Raw genomic sequence first — 25,691 nt, forward strand, 5'->3', positions numbered from 1 at the left:
CGCTGCGAAGTTCGGAGGGCTGGGCGGGGCGCCGGGCCTTCGCCCGGAGTTTGATCTAGAAATACCGTTTCGACGAAGGTTTGACGCCCCGCGCGGTTGGTTGGTCTGCAAGCTCGGGGCGCCGAGCGGTGGCGGTCTTATCGCCTAACCCCATAAGCCTGCGACGGGTCGGCGGTCCCTGCGAAGAACCGTCCCGAGTGCGGCCGAGTATCCCCCTCGACCCTCCGACGGCGTTTTGAGACGCCGTCGGCGCGGAGGGATTGCACCCCCGCTCCCGTTCCATCCGCTCCCGCCGCCGCAAGGTCGCAGGCCAAGCGAGCCCTCCAAGCGACGAGACCGGGAGTGATTATAGGGGGTGGGCGAACCCAGGCGGGGAAGTCGGGACGAGAATCTGACAAGCCGCTGGAATCGTTACGGCAGGACCAGCGTCATTGTGATAGTTGGACCCGTTCGGGCCCCCTCCGTCACGGCGCTCTGCGCCGCGCCACCTCCCCCAAGGGGGGAGGATCTCCGTCATCCCATTCCTCCCCCCTTGGGGGAGGTGGATCGCCGGCGAAGCCGGCGAGACGGAGGGGGCGCGGACCTAGAACCAGCCGCCGCGGCGCCAGCGGTCGTCGCCGCGGTAGCGGTCGTCGGGGATGTAGCGGCCGGCGCGGTCGTACCAGCCATAGCCCTGCTGGTAGCGGTCGTAGCCGTCGAGGACGTAGGCCTGGTCGAAATAGGGACCGTCTTCCGCCTCCCACCAGTCGCGGGGGTAGGGGGTCTGCTGGCAGTCGTACCCGCCGTCGTTGCCGTTCCAGGACGGGGCGTAGCGGTCGCGGTAGCGGTTCTCGAAGCGGGGGCGGCACAGATCGCGGGACCAGACGCTGTTGCCGCGCGCCTGGATGGTCGCCCGTTCCTCGGCGTAGATGGCGTCGCGGACCCCGGCGAAACTGTTGCCCGTTACCACGGCCCGGCCCGAGGCTGCGGCGACCCCGACCTGGTTCACGCGGACGCGGTTCTGATCGAACAGCAGCTCGCCGTTATAGAGGACCGCCCCCTTGTCGCCCTTGCAGATCCGGCTGTTGGAGACCGAGACCGAGGCGCCCTCGACCGCCACGCCCTCGACATAGCCGCAGATCTTGGCGTTGCTGACGGCCACCTGGCCGTAGTCGCGCGCGGCGCGGACGATCAGGCCGATGGCGCGGGGGCCGAAATTGTTCGGCTGTTCCGAGCCGATCAGGGTGACGGAGGTCAGGGTGGAGGGCGCGCCCGATCCCGGCGTCAGGTCCACGCCCGACTGGGCCCCGGCGACGGCGGTCTCGTACAGGGTCACGGCGGCGCCGTCGGCGACGATGGCGGCCGAGACGGTGCGGGCGTCGATCAGGACGTCGCGCAGGTCCAGCAGGCCGCCGTCGACATAGATGGCGGCCTCGTCGCCGACGTGGCGGAAGCCGACCCGGCTCATGACGATCTCGGCGTTGTAGCCGACCACGCAGGCGGCGTCGCCGGCGCGGGGCGAGGCGAAGACCAAGTCGCGAACCTCGACCCGGACGCCGGGCGCGACGGTCAGGCAGGGCAGGCCGTCCGGCGCCTGAAGGGTCGGCGTCGCCGCATCCCAGCGGCGCGGATCAAAGCCGCTGTCGCCGATGATGGTCATCGGCTTGTCGATGTTCAGCCAGCCGACGCAGGCGCCGGCCCGGGCGCGGATGATCAATGTGCCGCCGGGGCGCACGCGCTGGACCGCGCTTTCGATCGCGCCGGAGCCGGGATTGCCGCCGCAATCGACCAGGACGACCTCTTCCTGGTGCGGGGGACGGGGCAGGGGGCGCCAGTCGGGGCCGCGATAACGGCCGTAGTCGTAGCGGCGATGGGCGCGCGGCCGGCTGCGGGTCGGCGGGTCCAGCAGGACGCCGAAGTTGGGCCGGGTCTGGGCCTCGACCTTGGCGGCCACCTGAGCCTGAACCGGGTCGGGCAGGGCCGCCAGGGTGGATAGGGCGAAGGCCGCGAGGAGCGAGACTTTCGCGAGCGAGCGGATGTTCATGCGACCAGACCCTCCCTGTTAACGGCGCTGTTGTTGGGCGCGGGACACCTGGGACAGCAGGGCCTGCAGGCGCGAGGCCGAGGGGCCGAAGCCCGACAGCGCGGATTCGATGCGGTAGGCGACGGCGTCGGCCTTGTCCTGATCCGCCACCCCGGCGACGCCGAGGGCGAAGTATGTGGACATGGCGAACTTGGCCTCGGGGCTGCCCTGGCGGGCCGCCTCGCTGAACCATTTGAACGAGCGGGCGTAGTCGGCGGGCAGGCCGATCCCCTCGGCGTACATGACGGCCAGCACCAGCTGGGCCTCGGACGAGCCGTTGACGGCGGCCAGCTGGATGGCGCGGACCCGTTCGACCGGGGACAGCCGGCTTTCGGTCGCATGGCCGATCATGGCCTCGAAGGCCTCGATCTGTTGGCGGGACAGTTGCTCGGGCGCGGTGACGGCCTCGGGGGTCACGCCCAGATAGCGCAGGGCGCGGCCCACATGGATGAAGGGCAGTTCGCCCTGAAGCCGCGACAGGGCGTATTCATAGGCGTCGCCGCGCGGCCGGCTCTCGTCCGAGAAGGGGACGCCCGAGGCCGGCGCCTCCAGCGGGTAGAATTCGAACGGCGGCGTCCACTGGCGCGCCTTGGCCTCGACGAAACCCGCATACTGGGCGCGGCCGGGCGAGGAGCGTTCGAAGTCCTTCATCAGCACATAGGCGCCGACGTCGCCGGTCTGGACCGCCAGATAGTTGTACAGATAGGCGTCGACGTCGTTGCGCTGGAACAGGTTGATCGCGGCCCAGTAGCCGCCGCGCGGACGCTTCTGGCCGAGGCCCTGGCCGTCGGCCGCGCGGCCCAGGGCCTCGCGCGCCTCGGGATTGTCCTCGGGCTCGCCGAACGGGCCGTACAGACCGTCATGCAGCCGGGCCAGGGTGCGATAGCCCTCGGCGTCCTGGGTCGAGAGGACGTAGATGACCCGGTCGCGCACCGCCTCCTGCTCCTCGCGGCTCATGCGCGACAGCTGGCGGTCCAGGACCTGATAGGCGCGGTGGCGTTCGAAGGCGCGGCAGTCGTCGTAGCGCGACAGCGGGCGCCAGCCGCCGCCGAACAGTCCGCCCCTGTTGCGTTCGACCCGGTTGATCGGGGCGTAGCCCTCATCATTGGCCAGGGCCATGGCGTACCAGACCGCGCTTTCGATCGGGTCCTCGATATTCTTGTCGGTGGCGCGGACGGCGGCGTAGCGCGAGCCCAGCTCCAGCTGGGCGAAGACGTCGCCGCGGAAGGCGGCGCGGCGCAGGGCGCGCAGACCGGCCTCCTGGGCGTTGAACTCGGACCCTGTCACCGAGGCGGGGCGGGGGCAGGAGAGGGCGGCGTCATTCTGGCCGCCCCGACGCCAGAAGCCCGGCCGGCCGTCGCCGCAACTGGCCAGGAGCAGAACGGCGATCAGAAGGACCACGATTGCCAGGGCGCCGCCGGCCAGGGGCGTGCGATGCCGCTGGAGACGGAAGGGGTCGTGCGCCGTTTTGTCGTGCTCCTTCATCAGTCGCTGTCGCCCCCGGTAATCCTGTGTACGCCATGATGCAGGACGACGCCCACGTGCGCCGACAGGTCCGATCGTTCATCATGGTTAACGCTGTTTTGCGACAAAGCTGTGCGGCAGCAAGCCCCTATTTTCAGGCCGGAGAACCTTGTTGTTTGATTTCCGATGCTTAGAAAATTCGGTCCTGAGACGAAAGCTCGCGTCGGAGACGACCGCCCCCTATATCGGCTGCGAATCGAAGGAGCCGCCCATGTCCTACCTCGCCCGCGACGACCGCCCCGCCGACAAGGCTGACCGCTACGCCGAGGTCGAGGCCGAGGTGCTGGCCGTGCTGGAGGGGGAGCCCAATCTGACGGCGCGGATGGCGACGGTCGCCTCGATGCTGGCCGACGCCTTCGACGACTTCTTCTGGACGGGCTTCTACGTGGTGGCGCCGGACAAGGCGGATGAACTGGTGGTCGGGCCGTATCAGGGGACGCTGGGCTGTCTGCGCATCGCCTTCGGGCGCGGGGTGTGCGGGACGGCGGCGGCGACGCGCACGACCCAGATCGTCGAGGACGTCCACGCCTTCCCCGGCCATATCGCCTGCGACAGCCGCTCGGCCAGCGAGATCGTCGTGCCGGTGCTGGACGCGGCGGGCGCGCTGATCGCCGTGTTCGACGTGGATGCGACGACGCCGGCCGCCTTCGACGCCGTGGACCAGGCGGGGCTGGAGCGGCTGATGGCCAGGGTCTTCGCCGCCGGCTGAGCTGAAGAACAAGAGGGGGAAGGGATGGAGGACGAGATGACGCAACGGGTGATGGTGATCACCGGCGGGCACGGGGTGCTGGGCCGGGCCGTGCTGGAGGCCGCGCGGGCGGCGGGGCTGGCGGTCGCCGTCATCGACCACGCCGAGGGCCATCCGGTCCCGGCCGGGGTGCTGGAGATCGGCGGGGTGGACCTGACCGACGCGGCCCAGGCCGAGGGGGCCGTGGCCTCGGTGATCAGCCGGTTCGGGCGGCTGGACGTGCTGGCCAATATCGCCGGCGGCTTCGTGTGGCAGACGACGGACGACGCGGCGCCGGCCTGGGACCGGATGCAGGCGCTGAACCTGACCACCGCCCTGAACGCCAGCCGCGCGGCCCTGCCGTATCTGAAGGCGGCCTCGGACGGGCGGATCGTCAATGTCGGCTCGGCCGCGGCGCTGAAGCCCGGCGCGGGCATGGGGGCCTATGCGGCGGCCAAGCTGGGGGTTCACGCCCTGACCCAGGCCCTGGCGGAGGAGCTGAAGACGACGGCGGTGACGGTCAACGCGGTCCTGCCCTCGATCATCGACACCCCGGCCAATCGCAAGGACATGCCGGACGCCGATCCGGCGACCTGGGTGGCGCCGGCCGATCTGGCGGCGGTGATCCTGTTCCTGGCCTCGCCCGAGAGCCGGGCCATGACCGGCGCCCTGGTGCCGGTGACCGGGCGGGTCTGATGCGGGGCGATCTGGTCCGCAGCGTGCTGTATCTGCCGGCGTCGAACGCGCGGGCGGTGGAGAAGGCGCGGACGCTGGACTGCGACGTGGCCATTCTGGACCTGGAGGACGCGGTGGCGCCCGAGGCCAAGGTCGAGGCGCGGGAAGCGGCGGTCGCGGCGGTGAAGGCGGGTGGGTTTGGGCCGAGGTTGGGGGTGCGGATCAACGCCCTGGACACCGACTGGGGCGAAGACGATCTGGACGCTCTGGCGGAGGTCGGCGCCGGCCTGATCGTTGCGCCCAAGGTGGAGACGGTCGAGACGGTGCAGGCGATCTCGGGCCGCGCGCCGGGGGCGGCGCTGTGGGCCATGATCGAGACGCCGCGCGGCCTGATCGCGCTGAATGACATTGCTGCGGCGGGCGGGCGGCTGGACGGGCTGATGTTGGGGGTCAACGACCTGGCCAAGGCGCTGGGGACGGGCGCGTCGTCGGATCGCGAGCCGTTCAAGCCGTGGCTGGCGGCCCTGGTGGTGGCGGCGCGGGCGCACGGGCTGTTGGCCATCGACGGGGTGTTCAACCGGATCGAGGATGGGGACGGACTGGCGGCCGAGGCGGCGCAGGGACGGCTGTACGGGTTCGACGGCAAGAGCCTGATCCATCCGTCGCAGATCGCCTGCGCCAACGCCGCCTTCTCGCCGTCGGAGGCCGAGGTGGCCCAGGCCCGCGCCGTGGTCGAAGCCTTTGCAGCGCCGGAGGCCGAGGGCCGTGGCGCGATCCGGGTCGGGGGCGCCATGGTCGAACGTCTGCACCTGGACCAGGCCGAAGCCTTGCTGGCGCGACACGCCGAGGCGACGAACCGCCGGTAAGGCGCCGATCCGGCGTTTCCTATTGCGCCCGGACGCTGTAGGAAGCCCGCCCTTCGAGGAGCCGGGTCATGACCACGCCACAGCCGCTGACGATCGGCATAGATTTCGGCACGACCAATTCCGTCGTCGCCCTGGCCGACCCGACGACCGGCGCCGTCCTGGTGCAGTTCGCGATCGAGGGCGGCGAGACCGCCACCTTCCGCTCGGCCCTGAGCTTCCAGTTCCACGCCGCCGAGGGCGAGGGGCGGCCGGAACGGATCGTCGAGGCCGGGCCCTGGGCCATCGAGGCCTATGTCGAGGATCCGCACGACACCCGGTTCATCCAGTCGTTCAAGACCTTCGCCGCCAGCGCCGCCTTCACCGAGACCCGCATCCACGATCGCCGCTATACGTTCGAGGACCTGCTGTCCGCCTTCCTGCTGAAGCTGCGCCACCATGCGGGCGTCGCCATGGCCGACCTGCCGCCGCGTGTCATCGTCGGCCGGCCCGTCACCTTCGCCGGCGGCCGGCCCGACGAGGCCCTGGCCCTGTCGCGCTACGAGACGGCGTTCAAGCGGCTGGGGTTCGAGGACGTCCGCTACGCCTATGAACCGGTCGGCGCCGCCTTCTATTTCGCGCGGACCCTGAAACAGGATGCGACGGTGCTGGTCGCCGACTTCGGCGGGGGCACCAGCGACTTTTCCATCATCCGTTTCGAACACACGCCCGACGGGCTGAAGTCCACGCCCCTGGCCCGGTCGGGCGTCGGGGTGGCGGGCGACGCCTTCGACTACCGGATCATCGACAATCTGGTGTCGCCGGAACTGGGCAAGGGCAGTTTCTACACCAGCCTGGGCAAGACCCTGCCGGCGCCCCAGCGCTATTATTCCGCCTTCGCCCGCTGGGACCAGCTGGCCCTGCTGCGGGCCTCGCGCGACATGCGCGACATCCGGGGCCTGGCCTCGACATCGCTGGAGCCCGAGAAGATCGAGCGGCTGATCGAGGTGCTGGACGACAACCACGGCCACGCCCTGTACCGCGCCGTCTCGACCCTGAAACAGGACCTGTCGCGCGCCGAGACGGCCCAGTTCTCGTTCGTCGCCGGCGGGGTGCGGATCGAGGCTCCAGTCGCCCGCGCCCAGTTCGAGGCCTGGATCGCGCCGGAGCTGACCGCCATCGAGACCGCCCTGGACGAGGCGCTCCACGCCTCGGGCCTGCCGCTGGAGGGGATCGACCGGGTCTTCCTGACCGGCGGCACCTCCCTGACCCCGGCCGTGCGCGCCCTGTTCCACCGTCGCTTCGGCGCATCGCGGATCGAGACCGGCGGCGAGTTCGAATCCATCGCCGCCGGCCTGGCCCTGATCGGGCTCCAGCCCGACGTGGAGCGCTGGACCGAGGGCTGAGCCGCCGCCGCGGTGCGGGAACATCGGCGGCGCGCGGGTCTTATTTCCTGAAACCCAGGAGACAGACCATGACCGACCGCAACCGCGAGCAACAGGCCGAGGACGCCCTGCCCCAGGGCGTCGCCCGGGGCCGATCGCTGAACACCCCGCCGGAAGAGCTGCGGCTGCGCGCCGGCGGAATAGGGCCGGGCGGCCAGATCGGGCCGGACCCCCTGACGCAGCGGCTGCAGGAAGGCCCGTCGTCCAGCCGCCAGCCCGAAGGCGACCTGCCCCAGGGCCCCCTCAGCGCCGATCCCCGCACGCCGGTCCCGACCACCGCGAAGGACGAGGACGTCGACGACCTGGACCAGAGCTGAGGCCGATGGGGGCGGGGAGGCGGCGTCGCCTCAAGCGGAACCATTGCCGCCGCCCTGCGGTTTGAGCTGAAACCTGAGGAGACAAGCCGTGGACGAGTTCAAGCGAGACGATCCGAACGTCATCATCCCGCTGACCAGCACATTGCCGCGGGTCGAGGAAACCATCGTCATCCAGCGGGAAAGCAGCGCAGGCTGGTGGGCGGTCGGCATCCTGTGTTCGCTGGTCCTGGTCGTCGCCGTGTGGCTGCTGACGCGGCCGGACGGCGCGGACGATCTGACCGACCTTCGCCTCGCCCAGGCCGAAGCCGCCGCAGCGGAGGCCCAGGCGACGGCGGCGAACGCCGTGACCGCGACCAGCGCGACTGTGAATGATCGTGTGGCCATCGCCCAGGCCGAGGCCATGGAGGCGCGCGCCGACGCCGTCCGCGCCACGCAGGAAGCGCGGGCTGCGGAAGCCCAGGCCGCGGAACCGATCATTGTGGAGCGGGCGACGGCGGTCCGGCCGGCGGCGTCCAACGGCACGGCCGTGGTGACGAGCACGTCGCCGCAGCCTTAGGGAGCGGGGCGAACGGTTGGGCTGACGTGGGGGGGGCGAGCGCTGGCGGAGCTCCACGCCGGGTCTCGCCATGGGGGCGGACAGCCGGCGGAAGGGGATTTCCCGGCAGCTCTCAAACCTCTGTCGACCTGTCCGCGCGAGATTTAATCAGGGGGGCGGGAATAATCGCCGTGCGTCGGCTGTCTATTGCAGGTCCAGCCCACAGAAGGAGTTGACCTGTGATAACCCGCGCCATCATCGCAACCGTGTTCGCGCTGTCCGTATCCACCGCCGCGCTGGCCGCTGATCCGGCCAGAACGGGGGAAACCGCAAAAGGTCCCGCGCTCACGAACGCGCAGGGCATGACCCTCTATACGTTCGATAAGGACAGCGACGGCAAATCGGTCTGCAATGGACCCTGCGCCGCAAACTGGCCGCCCTTCGCCGCCGATGCGGATGCGCAAGCGAGCGGAAGCTATACCGTCGTCATCCGGGACGACGGCTCCCGTCAATGGGCCTACCAGGGCCGCCCCCTCTACACCTGGACCAAGGACGCCAAGCCGGGCGACATCACCGGCGACGGCGTCCTCAACGGCGCTTGGCGCATCGCGCAGCCCTAGGCGCTCTAGGCTGCGGACGCGAGACGAGCAGCTGGCGTGACGGCTGTCCGGACACGACCTCGCCGTTGCGACTATCGGCAGCGGCCGGGGCTCGTTCGGAGCCGCACGGACCTGGCCTCGCAATGGCTCAGCTGAGCCTTCGCAAGCGACTTTGCCTTCCGAATGAGCCCTGTTCGCCGATACCGTTGAAAAAGTCGCCTGACTGAGATCGGCTTGAAGAGCGGCATGGTCAGGCTGTGGCGGGGTTCGTGACGCTTCAGGCCTTCAGGCGGGTGCTGGGGCGGGCTGTAGCGGGATCAGACGGGCCATTTTGCGCAGGTTCTGGGCGGTGGCTGCGAGGAGGAACTCGTCTCGGGCGCCGTAGGGACCGCGAAGGCGCAGCCGATCCAGCCTGAGGATGCGCTTGAGGTGTGCGAACAGCATCTCGACCTTCTTCCGTTCGCGTCGGGAGGTGACGTAGGCGTCGGTCCTGGCGATGTCGCGGGCGACGTCCCTGGCGTCTTCGTGGATGGAACGGGTCACCTTCCGAGCCGGCCCGTTGGGGCAGCACTCGGGCTTCAGCGCGCAGGCGTCGCAATCGATCTTGGAGGCGCGATAGCGATAGGTGTCATCCGGCGGTGTATCGGGGTGATCGGCGCGGAAGGCTCGCCGATATTGCTTCAGTTCCTTGCCGCCCGGACAGCGATAGAGGTCGGCGGCACGGTCGTAGGTGAAGTCGGCCCGGGAGAAGGTCCCGTCCGTGCGGCCAGACTTGTCGATGATCGGAATGTGCGGGGCGATCCCCTGGTCGTTGACCAGCCATTCCAGCATCTCGGCCGAGCCATAGGCGGTGTCGGCGGCAAGGCGATCGGGGTGGAGATCATGCCTATCCCGGACCCGCTCGATCATGGTGCGGGCCGCGGTCAGTTCGGCCGGCCGCACGGCGGTGGACGCCTCGACATCGACGATGACGGCGTGTTCCAGATCGATCAGGTAGTTGGTGGCATAGGCGAAGAAGGCCGGCCCCTTGTTGGCGGCGGTCCAGCGCGCGGCCGGATCCACCGGCGAGATGAACTTGGGCGTCACCGGCGTGGCCCCACCGAACGCCGCGTCGTCCAGCACCGCCAGGTACTCGTCGATGGCCCGGCTGGACGCCTCGGGCGGCAGACCGGGATCGCCAGGCACGCTGCGCTCGCGGTTCGCCTCGGCCTTGATCAGGCTGGCGTCCACGGCGAAGCCCTCGCCGCCGACCAGGCCTTCCGACATGCACCGGCGCAGGACCATGTCGAACAACTGACGCAGCAGGTCGCTCTCCCTAAAACGGCCGTGGCGGTTCTTGGAGAACGTCGAGTGATCCGGCACGGCGCCTTCCAGACCCAGCCGGCAGAACCAGCGATAGGCCAGGTTGAGGTGGACCTCTTCGCACAGCCGACGCTCCGACCGAATGCCGAAGCAGTAGCCGACCAGCAGCATCCGGATCAGCAGTTCGGGATCGATCGAGGGGCGACCCATGGCGCTGTAGAACGGAGCCAGATGCGCTCGCAGGCCCTCCAACTCCACGAACCGGTCGATCGACCTCAGCAGATGGTTCGTCGGGACGTGGTCCTCCAACGAGAAAGTATAGAACAGGGCCGCCTGATCGACCCGCCGCTCGCCCATCATCGCGCTGTCTCCGGCTTCAATGACCAGAGTGAATCAGCCCCCGCCGTCCGAGGCAATTGCCGACTTTTTCAACGGTATCCGCCGAAAGCGGACTTTCTCGATGTCCCTTAGAGTAAGGGGCGGACAGCCAGCCGGTGCATGGGCCGATGGCTCCAGTCGCTGAGCCGCTTTTAACCGATTTTGACCCACCTCTTAAGTGGTTCCGCCCCAAAAATGGTAGGCTCGGAGGGAGAGCCTCTACGGACCCCTCAGTCGTTGGATTTACTAGCTTTTTCCGACCTCAATGGGAGGCTGTGTGTCACAGTCTCTGTGTCACTGCAAGGCTACTCAAGCGTGGCCGAACGGCGTCTCCAGTATGCGCTGCGTAATTTCGCCAATGCCGGTGACGGGCAGGAATCCGATCTCCTCGCGCTTAGACTGCTCCCCTAGCTCGTCGTGAACTTCGTCCAGCATCTCTCGCTGCTTCTCGGTAATGAGAGGGTCCGAAATCCCGGGGCTGTAAACGATCATCTCGTGCGCCCTGGGTAGGAACGTGGACTGCTCTGCGTCGCGCTGAACTATTAGATCGAACAACTTGCGCTTGATGCGGTCGACCGACTTCGCTTGGGCCGAGGGACCAAGGGTGGCAAAGTTGGCGACGAGGTTGGGCGAGGAGTAGTCGATACCGATATCCGCCACCTTCGAACGACGCTGTCGCTTCAAACGAATCTCCTCGCTGAAGAAATGGCTGTAGGCTGGATTCCGGGAAACAACGTCTTCAAGGACCATGATCGGCAACCTGTCCCCGCCCCGAATGCTTGGCTCCTCCGCGACATCGGATATCGCCGCAACCTTCAACTCGATATCGGGCTGAAGCTCATAAAGCGACGACATGGCGCTCATCCAAGTCCGAGCAACGTCTCGAAGAGAGTTGCCTTCGCCCGCCCGAACGTCCCCTAGGGTGACGCCGGTAAATACTAGGCCGCGCTCTTTAAGACCCTCCTCGCCCGCCCCTAGTAGACTCTCCGCAAGCTCTTCAAACGCCACTTCGGAAGCGAATATCGCGGTTTCTGCCGACTTCCCAAATAAGCACCTAAGCCGAACCAGAGCGTTCGCACGTTCAATATGAAAGCCAGAACTGTTTGCGGCCGCGACGCCGATAACGAGCTTCTCTGGGCTATCAAGGATGGGTGAAAGCAGGATGGGAGCCCACCGACATGCGACGGTGCCGTCCACAGACGGAAAATCACTGAGGCTGAAAGGGCGTCTCATGCGAGCATTCCGAGAGCTTCGGCAGCAAGTCCTGCGGTAAAGGGACGGCGGCCCTGTAGGAAAGTGACCACGGCGGCGAAATCACCATCGTCCAGAAGCTCGGCCAAATGGTTGGCCGTCGCAAGGGCGTTAAAATCGACGGGCACGTCGCCAGCAAGCACAGCCGCTTGGTGAGCTGCGTAGGTTCGCTGACGTTCGGCCAGGACCGGCGTGAGCCACTCCGTCAGCCGATTGGCCACCCGCACATCGGGCGGCGTCAGATCGCTATGGCCCCACTCGGGTCCTGTGAAACAATGCCCATGGTCGATCATCCAAACCTCTTGATCACCACTGAATAGCAGGTTCCCCGCATGGCGGTCGATGTTGGCGACTAAGGCATCGAACCCGTACATCCGCCCCGCTTCCGCCCACGCTGCCAATCGGCCGAGAACTGCTGCATTTCCACGGTCACGGCAGAGCATTGCGACCTGAGGCTGGCCCACATCCACGCTAGCGAATAGCAGCCGCCCACCGTCAAGCTGAGGGCCATATTTCGCAGCCAGACGGTCAGGTGATGCGAACGCAAGATAGGCGGGCGGTATGGGGAGCCGTGCCGCTAGCCCGAGCCCTGCCGCGAGGACCTCGTTGGCCAGCTCACGAGGGGGTAGGTCTTTTATGATAGCTGGGCGATCACCAACGTTGGTCCGAATAACCCCGCGATAGGTGTCGTTGATGTTGCCAGCATTGAAGGCGACAGCGCCGCCCAGCACCTGAGCAAGGCCTACACGATGGATACCTTCGATCTGCGTCAAACTCTGTCCCCTGAAGCAGCCTAGAGCAATAGGACGTTCAACCTTCAAGTGTCCAGTTGCCCGAGAACGAGACCCTCCGGTGGAACTGATAGACCGCTCCACGGCGGTAGAGATGAGCGCATCCATGCACGGCTTCCATTCCCGTTCGGTGACACAGTTTGGTGTCACAAGCGCCGCATCTTCTGGATTTCCTGCCTAATCAGACATCTATCGAGGAGTGGTAGGCCCGGAGGGACTCGAACCCCCAACCAGACCGTTATGAGCGGTCGGCTCTAACCATTGAGCTACAGGCCCCCAGGACGCGACGGGACCGGCGGTCCTGGCGCGCGGCGCGGCGGGAGGAACCGCCTAGCAGGGGTTGGCGCGGCTTGCCAAGGGGCGCGGGGTCGTCGGACGGTTTTCGGCGAATTCATCAAGATGAACGGAAACCGACGGGGAGGCGCGGACGTTGGTTCAGGTGTAAAAGGCCAAGGTTGCGGCCATGGATCGACGAACCCGTCGGTCGGGATCGTTCTACGGAGACTTCTGCATGAAACGCGCGTTCAAAACCCTGATGCTGGGCGGGGCCCTGACGGCCGCCGTCGCCCTGGGCGCGGCCGCGCCGACCATGGCCCAGACCATGCAGCCGGGCGCGATCCAGATGATGCAGCCGGCCCCGTCGCTGAACCTGTCGGCCTATGGCGAGGTCAAGGCCGCGCCGGACATGGCCACCATCAGCTTCGGCGTCCAGACCGAGGCGGCGACGGCCCAGGAGGCCATGCGCGACAATGCGACCCGGATGACCCAGGTCATGGCCGCCCTGCGCCGCGCCGGGATCGCCGAGCGCGACGTCCAGACCTCGGGCCTGAACCTGTCGGCGCAATATGACTATGAGCAGAACGAACCGCCCAAGCTGCGCGGCTATCAGGCCGTGAACCGGGTGACGGTGACGATCAACGACCTGAGCAAGGTCGGAACCACCGCCGACGCCGTCGTCGCCGCCGGGGTCAACCAGATCGACGGCATCAGCTTCGGCCTGAAGGATCCGAGCGCGGCCGAGGATCGCGCGCGTCAGCTGGCCGTGCGCGCCCTGCAGGCCAAGGCGCAGCTGTACGCCCAGGCCCTGAACGTCCAGCTGGCCGGCATCCGCAACCTGAGCGAAGGCGGCGGCTATTCGCCCGCGCCGCCGCAGCTGTTCGCCGTGCGCGCCATGGCGATGGAAAGCCGCGACAGCACCCCGGTCGCCGCCGGCGAACTGACGGTCCGGATCGACATCACCGGCGTCTACGACATCGCCCGCTGATCCGCGGTTCGGAATGAAGAAAGGCCCGCCGGCGACGGCGGGCCTTGTTGCATTCGGCGTGAGGGTCGATTGTTTCCCTGGTGGGAAAGGGGCGGGCGTCAGCCGGCGCGCTTGATCTCGTTGGCGTCGTCCAGCAGCACGACGTTCGGCGTCCACTGGCGGGCTTCTTCCTGGGGCAGCTGGCCGTAGGTGACGACGATCACCTTGTCGTTCTTCTGGACCAGGCGGGCGGCGGCGCCGTTGACGCCGATGACCCGGGAGCCGCGCGGCGCCTCGATGGCGTAGGTGGTGAACCGCGCGCCGTTGGTGATGTTCAGCACATCGACCTGTTCGTGCGGAAAGATGCCCGCCGCGTCCAGCAGGTCCATGTCGATGGCGATCGAGCCTTCGTAATCGAGGTCGGCCTGGGTCACCGTGGCGCGGTGCAGCTTGGATTTCATCAGGGTGACCAGCATGGGGCGGTCTCCGGTCTATGGCGCGGGCGACAGGCCCCCGCTCGCTTGCGGCTCATATAGGGATTTCCGGGACGCGCATCAATCGTCACGCGGCGCCGCAACATGGTGGATCCGGGGCGATCCGACGCGCCTACGTTGCGGGACGTTCATTTGACGGTGACCGTTCCGAGGCTATGGTGAAGCCGAGCCATTTTCGGCCCCTTGCGAGCGCGCCTTCTCCCATGAAGCAATTCTTCCTGACGGTCCTGGGTGTCTTCACCGGACTGATCCTGTTCGTCGTCGTCATTCCGGTGGTGCTGCTGACCGTGGCGATCGCCGGCTCGTCCAAGCCGACGGCGCCCGCGACCTCGGTGCTGGAGCTGGACCTGCGCGAGGGCGTCAGCGACCAGCCCTCGACCAACCCGTTCGCGGCCTTCGGCGGGTCCGGCCTGTCGGTGACCCAGGTGGTGGACGGCCTGGCCCAGGCCGAGGAGGACAAGAGCGTCAAGGCCCTGCTGATCCGCCTGCCGGAAAGCGGCATGACCCCGGCGACGGCGGACGAACTGCGCCAGGCGGTCCGCCGCTTCCGCGCCTCGGGCAAGCCGGTCATCGCCCACAGCCAGGGCTTCGCGCCCATGGGGGCGGTGATGTCCACCTATATGGTCGGGGCCTCGGCCTCGGAACTGTGGATGCAGAACACGGCCGGCTTCCAGGCGACGGGCTTCTCGGCCGACAGCGTCTTCCTGGGGCGGGCGTTCGAGAAATACGGGGTGCGCGCCGATTTCGAGCAGCGCTACGAGTACAAGAACGCCGTCAACGAATACACCCAGAGCGACTATACCGGCCCGCACCGCGAGGCCATGACCGCCTGGATGACCTCCCTCTATGACAGCGCCCTGGCCAATGCGGCCCAGGACCGCAAGACGACGCCGGCGGCGCTGAAGACCGTGATCGAGGCCGGCCCCTATTCGGCCGAACAGGCCCTGGCGAACAAGTTGATCGACAAGATCGGCCAGGTCGAGGAGGCCGAGGCCGAGATCAAGCGCCGCGCCGGCAAGGGCGCCGAAATCGTCGAGTTCGACCAGTACACGTCGGACAAGGGCGAGCGGACCGGCTCGGGCAAGAACGCCATCGCCATCGTCGGCGGCGAGGGCGCCATCGTGACCGGACGCAGCGACGGCGGCGGCTTCGGCGGCGGCTCTTCGATCCATTCGGACGACACGGCCGAGGCCATCTATGACGCCATCGAGGACAAGGGCGTGAAGGCCATCGTCTTCCGCGTCTCTTCGCCGGGCGGATCGCCCGAAGCCTCGGAACAGATCCTGGCCGCCGTGCGCGCGGCCAAGGCCGCCGGCAAGCCGGTGGTGGTGTCCATGGGCGCCTATGCGGCCTCGGGCGGCTACTGGATCAGTTCGGAAGCCGACTGGATCGTGGCCCAGCCCTCGACCCTGACCGGCTCGATCGGCGTGTTCGGCGGCAAGTTCGTGATCGCCGACGCCCTGGGCCGGTTCGGCGTGGACATGCGTGAACTGACGGTCGGCGGTCCCTACGCCGACGCCTTCTCGCCGACCCAGTCCTTCACCAACAGCCAGCGCGCCGCCTTCGCCGGCTCGATGGACCGGATCTACGACGACTTCATCACGCGGGTGGCCACGGGCCGCAAGCTGGAGCCGGCCCGCGTGCGCGAGATCGCCAAGGGCCGGGTCTGGACGGGGGCCCAGGCCCTGCCGCTGGGCCTGGTCGATCAGTTGGGCGGCCTGACCGAGGCGGTGGCCAAGGCCAAGGCCCTGGCCAAGATCCCCGCCGGGGAATCGGTCCGCTTCAAGCATTTCCCCAAGTCGAAGTCGCCGTGGGAAGCCCTGTCCGAGATGTTCGGGGTCCAGAGCGAGGCGGCCCAGGCCCTGGTCATGCTGGGCGGCGTCATGGCCGATCCCCAGGCCCAGGCGGTGATGCGCCGCATCGAAGGCGAGCGGATGCGCAGCGAGGGCGCGGTGGTCCTGGCCGACCAGCCGATGTTCTGAGGCCGGCAGTGACGATCCATCGCACGCAGGCTTGAAGGCGGATCCATTGACCGCGAGGCCCGATGGACCGACATTGTGGAATGGGCGTTCTTCGGGACGCCTGAAAGGATGACCCATGTTCCAGCCTGAACGTCTCGCCACCATCGGCTTCGCCGCTCGCCGCCGGCCCAACGGCCTCGTGGCCTCCGTGATGTGGATCGCCGGCATGATCGCCGCCGTCGCCGCCATGGCCGTGGGCGCGGTCCTGGCCGTCTTCACCGCCGCCGCCGTCGCGGTGATCGCCCTGTTCGCCGGGGTGCTGGTCTTCCTGGCCGGTCTGGCCATGCGCGCGCGCCGCAACCTGGCGCCCCGCCGCCGCGCCGGGGATCCCGACGTGATCGAGGCGCACAAGGTGGACGGGACTTGGGTCGCCTACGGCTGGGAACGCCACGGCCGCTGAGGCCTGAAGCCATGATTGACCTGATTGCGGCGCCCTCGCCGAACTTCGACACGCGTCGGGCGCCGCCCGACATGCTGGTGCTGCACTATACCGGCATGGAGACGGGCGAGGCCGCCCTGGCGCGGCTGCGCGACCCCGAGGCCAAGGTGTCGGCCCATTATCTGGTCGAGGAGGACGGCCGGATCTTCCAGCTTGTGCCCGAAGAACGGCGCGCCTGGCATGCCGGGGCGGGGGGCTGGCGCGGCGAGGACGACTGCAACGCCGCCTCCATCGGCATAGAGATCGTCAATCCGGGCCATGAGTTCGGCTATCGGCTGTTTCCCGAGGCCCAGATCGCGGCGGTCATCGCCCTGATCGGCGACATCCGCGACCGCTGGACCATTCCCGACAACCGCATCATCGCCCATTCCGACCTGGCGCCGGCGCGCAAGACCGATCCCGGCGAGCTGTTCCCGTGGAAACGCCTGGCCGAGGCGGGCCACGGCCTCTGGTTCGAGCCCGCCGCCGACCGGATCAAGGCCCTGGGCGGCCTGTTGCAGAAGGGCGACCAGGGGATCGGGGCCGTGGTCCTGCGCGCCGGCCTGCACCGGCTGGGCTATGGGCTGACGCCCGGCGGCGACTATGACGCCGAGACCGAAACCACTGTCCGCGCCTTCCAGCGCCACTGGCGCCCCGACCGCATCGACGGCGTCGCCGACGGCGAGACGCGGGCGCGGCTGGTCGGCCTGCTGCAACTGGCCAGCGTCGAAAGCGTCACGGGCGTGCTGGACTAGGGGGCGGCCTGCGGTGCAGGGCCGCCAGCAGGCCTACGCCCAGCCAGGCGCCAAGAATGGGGCTCATGCCGATCCCGACGAGAGGGACGGGGAAGGCGCCGAACATCGGCGTGACCGCCCACAAGGCCAGGCAGAGGCTCAGCGCCGCGCCGGCCAGAGCCGATCCGGATTTGGATGGACTCAGGGCGGCCGGAACCGCAACGACGCCGATCAGGGCGATCAGCGCCAGGCCGCCGATGACGGGCGACAGTCGAAAGGCCATCCCGACGATCTCCTCCACTTCGGCGACCGGTTGCAGGGGATCGGGCCGCATCCAGGCCACAGTGGTCAACAGACCGGCGCCCGCGATGGCCAGCGCCTTCATCACGCGGGTCTTCAGCGAAAAGGCGGCGACCAGCCCGATCACCCCGGCCATCGCCGTGGCCTGGGACGCGTCCGGCTGGGCGACCAGGAGCGCCAGGGCGACGAAGGCCGCGATCCAGACCGTCAGGCGGTCCGCCGCCATCGCCAGAGCGACCGCTGCGGCAGGCGAAACGACCATGGCGACATTGACGTGAAGGGGACCGACGTCGATCCAACGATGAACGCCCTCCTGGGCCGGATTGAAGAAGGTGGTCGCCAGCCCTGCGCCCGCCAGCCAAGGCACGATAGGCAGGACCGCAGGCCGCGCCGTCGCCGCCAAACCCGCCGCAGCCAGCCCCCCAACCATCCAGGCCGCCAGATTTCGCACCCAGGATCCTGTCGGCACGCCGCTGGCCGCGCACACCCACGCCCCCACGCCGACCGCCGCCAGCGAGGCGGCTCCGAAGATCACCAGCAGCCGCGCGCGCCCGTTGGCCGCCCCATACTTCATCATGTCCGCCATCCTCCGACAGGCTTATCAGCCATGGCGGTTCTGTCTCGTCAATCAGCCGCGCAGGGCCTCGCCCAGCTAGTTGTTGACCTGCGCGACGTGGCGGCGCATCTAGCCCCCGCCAGACGGCTGGGCGGTCGCGGCGGGACTTGATCTCGTCGAGGAAAGTCCGGGCTCCACGGTGAAAAGGCGGCGGATAACTTCCGCCCGGGGCGACCCGAGGGATAGCGCCACAGAAAGCAAACCTCCGGCCTCGCGAGACCGGTAAGGGTGAAAGGGTGGGGTAAGAGCCCACCGCGTGCCTGGCAACAGGGACGGCATGGCAAGCCCCGCCTGGAGCAAGACCAAATAGGGACATCGCGCGGGGTTCGCCTCGCGGGGCTCACCGCCTCAGATGTCCGGGTAGGTCGCGAGAACCGTTCAGCAATGGACGGTCCAGAGGAATGATCGTCGTCGTTCCGGGTTTCGGCCCGGGGCGGAACAAAACCCGGCTTACAGGCCGTCTGGCATTTTTTAAGGCCTATCGCGCTTCGCGCTACTTGAGGCCGGTTTTTCTCGGGCCTATCGGCCTTCTTGAGCCAGTGGGGTGGGACGCCGGCGCCTCCCCATTGCGCGTCGCCTGGTCCGGGTTCGGATTATCCCCGCATTTCAGTGTTCTGGCGACGCTCCCGCAGTTTTGCGGTCGTTAACCTGTTGACGGGTCAGGGAAGGTTAGAACGCCCCACAGCCTGTGAATACTAGGCGTGTTCCGTGTATGTTCTGTATGTTCAAGCGTGCCTAAGTCGTCACATGTCAAAACATGGTTAAATCTTGGCTTCGATCCCATTGAGACCCATTTCGTCCCATGCTATCCCAGTCGCATGATTTGGGGCTGAGAGGCGGGCGCGTCGGGCGTTCGTCGGGCATCTAGGGACGGGCCGAAGGGTTCGATTGGGCAGAGCGTGTTTCTCTCGACCTACGAGAAGCAGCTGGACGGCAAGCGCCGTCTCCTGATCCCGAACGATTTCCGCACGACCGAAAACGGCGCCGCCGGCGGCGTGTTCATCTTTCCCTCCATCGAGGCCGACTGTCTGGAAGCGGGCGGGGACCGGCTGTTCGCCGTCTACGCCGAGATGATCGAGTCCCTGCCGTTCGGCTCCGAAGAACGTTCGGCGCTGGAGTGGCAGGTGATGGGCGAGCAGGTGCGCCTGGCCTATGATTCCGGCGGCCGCATCACCCTGCCGGAAGGTCTGTGCGCCGAGGCGGGGCTGGAGGACACGGTCGTCATCGTCGGCCTGAACGACCGGTTCCAGATCTGGTCGCGCGAGAAGTGGGCGGCCCGTCGCGCCGAGCAGCGCGCCCTGGCCAAGGCCGGCATGGCCCAGATCGGCGCCCTGAAACTGGCGGCCCAGATGAAGCTGGCGGGGGGCGGATCGTGACCGAAGCACCGCACGCCCCCGTCCTGCTGGCCGAGGTGATCGAGGCGTTGAAGCCCGGTCCCGGCGATGTCGTGATCGACGCCACCTTCGGCGCCGGCGGCTATACCCGCGCTATTCTGTCGACCGGCGCCGAGGTGATTGGCCTGGATCGCGACCCGACGGTTCAGCCGCACGCCGATGGTGTCGCCGCCGACTATCCCGACCGGTTCCAACTGGTGCGGACCCCCTTCTCGGGTCTGGCCCAGGCCTTCGCCGACAGCGGCAAGGCGAAGCTGGACGGCGCAGTGTTCGACATCGGCGTCTCGTCGATGCAGCTGGATCAGGCCGAGCGCGGTTTTTCCTTCATGCGCGACGGGCCGCTGGACATGCGGATGTCGGATGAGGGCGAGACGGCCGCCGACATCGTCAACAGCTGGGACCACGGGCCGCTGGCCCATATCTTCAAACTGTACGGCGAGGAGCGCCAGTCGGGCCGCGTCGCCACCGCCATTCTGCGCCGCCGCGTCGAGCAATCCTTCACCCGCACGCTGGACCTGGCCGAGGTGGTGGAAAAGGCGCTGGGCGGGCGTCGCGGCGCGCCGATCCATCCGGCGACGCGGGTGTTCCAGGCCCTGCGCATCGCGGTGAACGACGAACTGGGCGAGCTGGAGCGCGGGCTGGAGGCGGCCGAGGCCACCCTGGCGCCCGGCGGCCGCCTGGCGGTGGTCACCTTCCATTCGCTGGAGGACCGGATCGTCAAGGCCTTCCTGACCGAGCGGACCGGCAATACGCCGGCCGGATCGCGTCACGCCCCGATCGCCGTCGATCCGCGCAAGCCCAGTTTCACGCTTCAGTTCAAGGGCGCGCGCGAAGCAGGGGAGGGAGAACGCTCGACCAATCCCCGCGCCCGCTCGGCCAAGCTGCGCGCCGCCGTCCGCACCGAGGCGCCGGCCTGGGGCCGGATCGGCGGGAGGGCTGCGGCATGACCACGGCGCCCTTCTTCACCTATTCCCGCACCGCGCTGCATCGCCTGTTCGACTGGAAGGTGCGCGGCGTGCGCTGGATCGAGATCATCGGCGTGGCCCTGGTGGCCGTGATGATCGTCTCCGTCTATGCGGCCAAGGCGGCGGCGGCGCGCGAGAGCAGCCGCATCGCCCAGCTGGAGCAGGACATCCGCGAGAACGGCCAGCGGGTCCGTCTGCTGCGCGCCGAGGTCGCCCGGCTGGAGCAGCCGGCGCGGCTGGAAAGCCTGTCGCGTCAGATCGGCCTGGCCCCGGTCGAGGTGCATCGCCAGGCCAAGGAAGACCAGCTTCCTGCGCTGAAGGCTGCGCCCGCCCCGGCGCCGGCCACGCCCGCCGTTGCGCAGGCGGCTCCCGCCGAGGTCGCCGCCGCTGCGCCGGAGGCGGTGCAATGAGCGTTCAGGACCATCGCTATCACCGTCCTGCGCCGGGCGTGGACCTGCAGGGCCGGCTGTCGCCCTTCTGGCGCGGCCTGTCGGAGCTGGTCTGGCGGCTGGAACACGGATTCGAGCGGGCGCGCGCCGATGGGCGGCCCGAAGAGGACACGCGGGTCCGCATCTTCCTGATCCTGATCGTCTTCTCGTGCGTCTTCGCCGGTCTGGCCATCGGCGCCTCGTACAAGGCTCTGTTCGGCGAGGCGGGCGGCCGCTGGGCCGGGGCCAATCCCGACGCCCTGGTGCGCGGCGACCTGACCGATCGCAACGGCGAACTGCTGGCGACCAATATCGTCCACTACGGCCTCTATCTGGACCCGGCCGAGATCTGGGATCGCGACCTGGCCTTCCGTCAGCTGCGCCGCGCCCTGCCGCGATTGCAGGCGGCGCGGCTGCGCAGGGTGCTGGACGGGGACCGTCGCCTGATCGTGCTGACCGGCCTGACGCCCCAGGAGAAGGCGGCGGTTCACGACCTGGCCCTGGGCGGCGTGACATTCGAGCCGGAAGACCGCCGCGCCTATCCGCTGGGAACCTCGGCGGTGCATCTGATCGGGGATGCGGACACGGGCGGCCAGGGCGTCTCGGGCGCCGAACTGGCGTTCAACGACGAGATCCGGGCGGCGGGTCAGCGGGGCGAGAGCTTCCCCCTGTCCATCGACCTGCGCGTTCAGGGCGTGCTGGAGAACGAACTGGCCGCCGCCGCCGTCAAGAACCAGGCCAAGGGCGCGGTCGGCATCGTCACCGACGTCCAGACCGGCGAGGTCCTGGGCATGGCCAGCTGGCCGAACTTCAGCCAGTCCAATCGCGGCGCCGCGCCCGACGGGGCGACGCTGAACCGCGCCGTCTCGGGCCACTATGAGATGGGGTCGGTGTTCAAGACCTTCACCGTCGCCGCCGGGCTCGACACCGGTCGCGCCGACATGAACACCCTGTTCGACGCCTCGCAGGCCTTCCAGATCGGCGACCGCAAGATTAAGGACTTCCACGCCCAGAACCGGGTGATGACGCTGGAGGAAGTCTATCTGCACTCGTCCAACATCGGCACGTCGCAGCTGGCGGTGCAGATGGGGCCGGACACGATGCGCGACTATTTCCGCCGTCTGGGCCTGCTGGACGCCGCCGGGATCGAGCTGAAGGAATCGGCGCGTCCGGTCGTGCCGCGCCGTTGGGACAGTTCGACCCTGGCCTCGCTGTCGTTCGGCTACGGCATCATGATCACCCCGGCCCAGATGGTTCAGGCCATGGGCGCGCTGACGAACGGCGGGCGGATGGTGCCGCTGTCCCTGCGTCGCGGCGGCGCGCGCGGGGCCCAGCCGCACCAGATCGTCACCGAGGAGACCTCGCGCGCCATTCTGGAGCTGATGCGCAGCAATGTGGTCAAGGGGTCGGGCGGGTTCGCCGATGCGCCGGGCCTGCGGGTCGGGGGCAAGACGGGTTCGGCCAACAAGCTGGTCAACGGCCGCTATGATCCCAGCCGTGCGCTGGGGTCTTTCGCCGCCGTCTTCCCGGTCGACGGGCCGCTGGAGGCCAAGCGCTACGCCGTCTTCATCCTGATGGACGAGCCGGGAACCTATCCCAAGACCGGCGCCTATGTGGCCGCGCCCGCGGTGCGCAATGTCGCTGACCGGATCGCCGGCTTCCTGGGCGTCGAGCGCCGCGCCGACCGCTGGCGCACGGCGACCGGCGAGAAGATTCCGGAATATCAGGACGTGCAGGGAGACGGCCTGTGAGCGCCCTGCACCTGTCCGATCTGCTGCGCCGCGACGTGGCCAGCGATCCGATCATCACCGGCGTGACCTCCGACAGCCGCAAGGTCGCGCCCGGCGCCCTGTTCGTCGCCCTCCCGGGCACGGCGGCGGACGGCCGCGCCTTCATTCCCCAGGCCCTGGCCCAGGGGGCGGCCGCCGTGCTGGCGCCGACCGACACGCCGGACAGCGCCGCGCCGGTGCTGGTGACCTCGGGCGACGTGCGCCGGGCCTACGCCATCGCCGCGCGCGGCTTCTACGGCGCCCAGCCCAGGACCTGCGTGGCGGTGACGGGCACCAACGGCAAGACCTCGGTCGCCGCCTTCTGCCGCCAGATCTGGGCCGGCCTGGGCCACAAGTCGGCCAGCATGGGCACCCTAGGCGTCGTCGGCCAGAAGGGCGACAGGACCTACGCCCTGACCGGCCCCGGCCTGACCAGCCCCGACGCCGCCGAGGCCGCGCGCCTGATGGCCGAGCTGGCCGCCAAGGACGTGACCCATGTGGCGGTCGAGGCCTCGTCCCACGGCATCGACCAGCGGCGTCTGGACGGGGTGGCGCTGAAGGCGGCCGCCTTCACCAACCTGACCCAGGACCACCTCGATTATCACGGCACGATGGACGACTATCGCGCCGCCAAGATGCGTCTGTTCGAGGCCCTGCTGCCGCGCGGGCGGACGGCGGTGCTGAACGCCGATTCCGACGCCTATTCCGCCTTCGCCGCCGCCTCGATCATGGCCGGGCTGGGCGTGATGGGGGTGGGCGAGCGCGGGCGCGACCTGGCCCTGATCGGCCGCCAGGCGACGCCGGAGGGCCAGCGCCTGACCCTGGACGTGCGCGGCGATGTCCGCGACATCCTGCTGCCGCTGGCCGGCGCCTTCCAGGCCTCGAACGCCCTGGTGGCGGCGGGTCTGTGCATCGCGGCCGGCGACCGTCCTGACGAGGTGATCAGCGCCCTGGAAGGCCTGACCGGCGCGCAAGGCCGCCTGCAACGGATCGGCGCCGAGACGGGACGCGGCGAGGTCTATGTCGACTACGCCCATACGCCTGACGGGCTGGAGACGGTGCTGACCGCGCTGCGGCCCCATGCGACGGGCCGGCTGATCGTGGTCTTCGGCGCCGGCGGCGACCGGGATCGCGGCAAACGGCCCCTGATGGGCGAGATCGCCGGCCGTCTGGCCGACGTGGCCATCGTCACCGACGACAATCCCCGCAGCGAAGACCCCGCCTCGATCCGCGCCCAGGTCCGCGCCGGCTGCCCCGAGGCGCTGGAGATCGGCGACCGTCGCGCGGCCATCGAGGCGGCGATCGAAATGATGCGCGACGGGGATGTGGTGGTCATCGCCGGAAAAGGGCATGAACAGGGCCAGATCGTCGGCGGGACGACTCATCCGTTCGACGACGCCACCGTCGCGTCCGAGGCCCTGTCGCTGAATGCCTGAATCCACCGCCCGCCCGCTCTGGACGGCCGCCGAAGTCGCCGCCGCCACGGGCGGCGTGCTGCACGGCGACGACCGCCCGATCACGGGCCTGACCTACAACAGCCGCGAGATCGTGGCCGGCGACCTGTTCCTGGCCCTGAAGGGCGCGCGCGACGGGCATGAGTTTGCGGCGAACGCCTTTGCGGCGGGCGCGGCGGCGGCCCTGGTCGAACGGCCGGTCGAGGGCGGGGCCTATGTCGTCGTGCCCGACACCCTGCACGGGCTCGAAGCCCTGGGCGTCGCGGCGCGCGAGCGGGCGCCTCATGTGAAGCGCGGCGCCGTCACCGGCAGCGTCGGCAAGACCAGCGTGACCCAGGCGATCAAGGCCGGCCTGGATCTCGCCGGGCCTGCCCACGCCTCGATCAAGAGCTACAACAACCATATCGGCGTGCCCCTGACCCTGGCGCGGATGCCGGTCGAGACCCGGCGCGCCGTGTTCGAGATCGGCATGAACGCGCCGGGCGAGATCGCGCCCCTGTCGCGCTTCGTCGCCCCGCACGCCGCCTGCGTCACCACCGTGGGTCCGGTCCATATCGAGGCCTTCGCCGACGGCGAGGCGGGGGTGGCGCGCGAGAAGGCCGCCATCTTTCAGGGCCTGGTTCCCGGCGGGACGGCGGTCGCGAACGGCGACGTGGCCTTCTCCGGCGTCCTGTGCGACGCGGCCAGGGCGGTCGGGGCGCGGCTGGTCGTCTTCGGGACCGATCCGGGCCACGACGCCCGGCTGCTGGACTTCCGCCCGGACGCCGAAGGGGCGGCGGTCGCGGCCGAGCTGTTCGGACGGCGGATCGACTACCGGCTGGCCCAGTCCGGCGCCCACTGGGGACTGAACAGTCTGTGCGTCCTCTTGATGCTGGATGCGCTGGACGTGGCGCTGGAGACGGGGCTTCAGGCCCTGGCCGGCTTCCAGCCGCTGGCGGGGCGGGGCCAGACGCGCACGGTCGCCGTGCCCGGCGGCGCCTTCACCCTGATCGACGAGAGCTACAACGCCAATCCCCTGTCGATGACCGCCGGGTTCAAGAGCCTGGGCGCCCGCCCGACGACCGGGCGCCGGATCGTGGTCCTGACCGACATGCTGGAACTGGGCGAGCAGAGCCGCGCCCTGCACGAGGGTCTGGCCCAGCCCATCGAGGCCGCCGGTCTGGACCTGGTCCATGCGGCCGGGCCGGAGATGCGGCGCCTGTACGACGCCTTGCCAGCCTCGCGACGCGGCCTGTGGCGCGAAACCGCCGTCGAACTCGCGGCGGAGGCGTCCGCACTGGCGGAGGCCGGCGATATCGTCATGGTCAAGGGATCGAACGGATCCAGGGCGTCCCTGATCGCCAGGGCCCTGGCCGACCTGCAAACCGCCTCTTCAAGCCCAGACGCGCCGCGCGCGACCCGATAGAG

At 68.9% G+C, this 25,691-nt stretch carries 24 protein-coding genes, 1 tRNA gene and 1 other RNA gene; 18 read left to right on the forward strand and 8 right to left on the reverse strand.

The genetic code is table 11. From position 1 onward, the window contains the following. Nucleotides 1-583 precede the first annotated feature (583 nt). Both AC1RSI_RS01415 and AC1RSI_RS01420 read right to left on the reverse strand, forming a co-directional pair. Entirely contained in the window at nucleotides 584-2,023 is a 1,440-nt protein-coding gene (locus AC1RSI_RS01415; protein WP_447941433.1) for a right-handed parallel beta-helix repeat-containing protein, read from the reverse strand. 18 nt (nucleotides 2,024-2,041) lie between these two features. Next, nucleotides 2,042-3,547, reverse strand: a complete 1,506-nt coding sequence (locus tag AC1RSI_RS01420; protein WP_154725494.1) for a tetratricopeptide repeat protein — start codon at nucleotides 3,545-3,547, stop codon at nucleotides 2,042-2,044. A gap of 250 nt (nucleotides 3,548-3,797) precedes the next feature. On the opposite strand from AC1RSI_RS01420, the gene AC1RSI_RS01425 reads away from it, so the two are divergent. The 7 genes from AC1RSI_RS01425 (at nucleotide 3,798) to AC1RSI_RS01455 (ending at nucleotide 8,747) form a co-directional block, all read left to right on the forward strand. Further along, complete coding sequence (locus AC1RSI_RS01425) at nucleotides 3,798-4,295, forward strand: GAF domain-containing protein (protein WP_154725493.1); 498 nt, start codon at nucleotides 3,798-3,800, stop codon at nucleotides 4,293-4,295. A gap of 36 nt (nucleotides 4,296-4,331) precedes the next feature. Beyond that, on the forward strand, nucleotides 4,332-5,009 hold the full coding sequence (locus tag AC1RSI_RS01430; RefSeq protein ID WP_154725492.1) for an SDR family NAD(P)-dependent oxidoreductase: 678 nt from the start codon (nucleotides 4,332-4,334) through the stop codon (nucleotides 5,007-5,009). After that, nucleotides 5,009-5,854 (forward strand): HpcH/HpaI aldolase/citrate lyase family protein, encoded by an 846-nt coding sequence (locus tag AC1RSI_RS01435; RefSeq protein ID WP_291752524.1) that lies wholly within the window; start codon nucleotides 5,009-5,011, stop codon nucleotides 5,852-5,854. Before AC1RSI_RS01430 ends, AC1RSI_RS01435 begins: the two co-directional genes overlap by 1 nt. A gap of 68 nt (nucleotides 5,855-5,922) precedes the next feature. Further along, the gene (locus tag AC1RSI_RS01440; protein ID WP_154725490.1) at nucleotides 5,923-7,236 is read left to right on the forward strand and encodes an Hsp70 family protein; all 1,314 of its coding nucleotides are present in this window, start codon (nucleotides 5,923-5,925) and stop codon (nucleotides 7,234-7,236) included. A 68-nt stretch (nucleotides 7,237-7,304) separates the two neighbouring features. Then, a complete protein-coding gene (locus tag AC1RSI_RS01445) occupies nucleotides 7,305-7,592 on the forward strand; it encodes a hypothetical protein (protein ID WP_154725489.1) in 288 nt (95 codons plus the stop codon). An 88-nt stretch (nucleotides 7,593-7,680) separates the two neighbouring features. Then, nucleotides 7,681-8,148, forward strand: a complete 468-nt coding sequence (locus AC1RSI_RS01450; RefSeq protein WP_154725488.1) for a hypothetical protein — start codon at nucleotides 7,681-7,683, stop codon at nucleotides 8,146-8,148. Between the two features lie 218 nt (nucleotides 8,149-8,366). Further along, nucleotides 8,367-8,747, forward strand: a complete 381-nt coding sequence (locus tag AC1RSI_RS01455) for a COG4315 family predicted lipoprotein (protein ID WP_154725487.1) — start codon at nucleotides 8,367-8,369, stop codon at nucleotides 8,745-8,747. 264 nt (nucleotides 8,748-9,011) lie between these two features. On the opposite strand, the gene AC1RSI_RS01460 is transcribed toward AC1RSI_RS01455, so the two are convergent. The 4 genes from AC1RSI_RS01460 to AC1RSI_RS01475 form a co-directional block, all read right to left on the reverse strand. Continuing rightward, complete coding sequence (locus AC1RSI_RS01460) at nucleotides 9,012-10,388, reverse strand: transposase (protein WP_154725486.1); 1,377 nt, start codon at nucleotides 10,386-10,388, stop codon at nucleotides 9,012-9,014. Between the two features lie 327 nt (nucleotides 10,389-10,715). Beyond that, on the reverse strand, nucleotides 10,716-11,639 hold the full coding sequence (locus tag AC1RSI_RS01465; RefSeq protein WP_492322685.1) for a hypothetical protein: 924 nt from the start codon (nucleotides 11,637-11,639) through the stop codon (nucleotides 10,716-10,718). After that, entirely contained in the window at nucleotides 11,636-12,430 is a 795-nt protein-coding gene (locus tag AC1RSI_RS01470) for an HIT family protein (protein ID WP_154725484.1), read from the reverse strand. Before AC1RSI_RS01470 ends, AC1RSI_RS01465 begins: the two co-directional genes overlap by 4 nt. Before the next feature lie 218 nt (nucleotides 12,431-12,648). Next, nucleotides 12,649-12,724, reverse strand: a tRNA-Ile gene (locus AC1RSI_RS01475). Between the two features lie 235 nt (nucleotides 12,725-12,959). On the opposite strand from AC1RSI_RS01475, the gene AC1RSI_RS01480 reads away from it, so the two are divergent. Then, nucleotides 12,960-13,712 carry an SIMPL domain-containing protein gene (locus tag AC1RSI_RS01480; protein WP_196066311.1) on the forward strand — a complete coding sequence of 251 codons (753 nt, stop codon included), beginning with the start codon at nucleotides 12,960-12,962 and terminating at the stop codon, nucleotides 13,710-13,712. 98 nt (nucleotides 13,713-13,810) lie between these two features. Here the strand turns inward: AC1RSI_RS01480 and panD are convergent, their stop codons facing one another. Then, a complete protein-coding gene (gene panD / locus AC1RSI_RS01485; protein WP_008263195.1) occupies nucleotides 13,811-14,167 on the reverse strand; it encodes an aspartate 1-decarboxylase in 357 nt (118 codons plus the stop codon). Nucleotides 14,168-14,388: 221 nt separating this feature from the next. Between panD and sppA the strand changes: the two genes are divergently transcribed. The 3 genes from sppA to AC1RSI_RS01500 all read left to right on the forward strand — a co-directional run bounded on the left by sppA (nucleotide 14,389) and on the right by AC1RSI_RS01500 (nucleotide 17,379). After that, nucleotides 14,389-16,167 (forward strand): signal peptide peptidase SppA, encoded by a 1,779-nt coding sequence (gene sppA, locus AC1RSI_RS01490; RefSeq protein ID WP_008263743.1) that lies wholly within the window; start codon nucleotides 14,389-14,391, stop codon nucleotides 16,165-16,167. Between the two features lie 115 nt (nucleotides 16,168-16,282). Continuing rightward, entirely contained in the window at nucleotides 16,283-16,606 is a 324-nt protein-coding gene (locus AC1RSI_RS01495; protein ID WP_008259396.1) for a hypothetical protein, read from the forward strand. Between the two features lie 11 nt (nucleotides 16,607-16,617). Beyond that, the gene (locus AC1RSI_RS01500) at nucleotides 16,618-17,379 is read left to right on the forward strand and encodes an N-acetylmuramoyl-L-alanine amidase (RefSeq protein ID WP_008262983.1); all 762 of its coding nucleotides are present in this window, start codon (nucleotides 16,618-16,620) and stop codon (nucleotides 17,377-17,379) included. Here the strand turns inward: AC1RSI_RS01500 and AC1RSI_RS01505 are convergent. Then, nucleotides 17,360-18,235: a hypothetical protein gene (locus tag AC1RSI_RS01505; protein ID WP_230307517.1), complete on the reverse strand. Its 876-nt coding sequence runs from the start codon at nucleotides 18,233-18,235 to the stop codon at nucleotides 17,360-17,362. The genes AC1RSI_RS01500 and AC1RSI_RS01505 overlap by 20 nt on opposite strands. A gap of 118 nt (nucleotides 18,236-18,353) precedes the next feature. On the opposite strand from AC1RSI_RS01505, the gene rnpB reads away from it, so the two are divergent. From rnpB to AC1RSI_RS01540, 7 genes are all read left to right on the forward strand, one after another. Further along, nucleotides 18,354-18,743, forward strand: an RNA gene (gene rnpB, locus AC1RSI_RS01510) — RNase P RNA component class A. 430 nt (nucleotides 18,744-19,173) lie between these two features. Beyond that, on the forward strand, nucleotides 19,174-19,650 hold the full coding sequence (locus tag AC1RSI_RS01515) for a division/cell wall cluster transcriptional repressor MraZ (RefSeq protein ID WP_008263595.1): 477 nt from the start codon (nucleotides 19,174-19,176) through the stop codon (nucleotides 19,648-19,650). Next, complete coding sequence (gene rsmH / locus AC1RSI_RS01520; RefSeq protein ID WP_035309065.1) at nucleotides 19,647-20,615, forward strand: 16S rRNA (cytosine(1402)-N(4))-methyltransferase RsmH; 969 nt, start codon at nucleotides 19,647-19,649, stop codon at nucleotides 20,613-20,615. The genes AC1RSI_RS01515 and rsmH overlap by 4 nt, the downstream gene beginning before the upstream one ends. Beyond that, nucleotides 20,612-21,043 carry a cell division protein FtsL gene (gene ftsL, locus AC1RSI_RS01525; RefSeq protein ID WP_050771666.1) on the forward strand — a complete coding sequence of 144 codons (432 nt, stop codon included), beginning with the start codon at nucleotides 20,612-20,614 and terminating at the stop codon, nucleotides 21,041-21,043. The genes rsmH and ftsL overlap by 4 nt, the downstream gene beginning before the upstream one ends. Continuing rightward, nucleotides 21,040-22,812, forward strand: a complete 1,773-nt coding sequence (locus tag AC1RSI_RS01530; RefSeq protein ID WP_154725434.1) for a peptidoglycan D,D-transpeptidase FtsI family protein — start codon at nucleotides 21,040-21,042, stop codon at nucleotides 22,810-22,812. The genes ftsL and AC1RSI_RS01530 overlap by 4 nt, the downstream gene beginning before the upstream one ends. Next, entirely contained in the window at nucleotides 22,809-24,266 is a 1,458-nt protein-coding gene (locus AC1RSI_RS01535) for a UDP-N-acetylmuramoyl-L-alanyl-D-glutamate--2,6-diaminopimelate ligase (RefSeq protein ID WP_154725433.1), read from the forward strand. The genes AC1RSI_RS01530 and AC1RSI_RS01535 overlap by 4 nt, the downstream gene beginning before the upstream one ends. Beyond that, on the forward strand, nucleotides 24,259-25,689 hold the full coding sequence (locus tag AC1RSI_RS01540; RefSeq protein WP_154725432.1) for a UDP-N-acetylmuramoyl-tripeptide--D-alanyl-D-alanine ligase: 1,431 nt from the start codon (nucleotides 24,259-24,261) through the stop codon (nucleotides 25,687-25,689). The genes AC1RSI_RS01535 and AC1RSI_RS01540 overlap by 8 nt, the downstream gene beginning before the upstream one ends. Nucleotides 25,690-25,691 lie beyond the last annotated feature (2 nt).

It is taken from the genome of Brevundimonas sp. GW821-FHT10E09, from assembly GCF_058809375.1.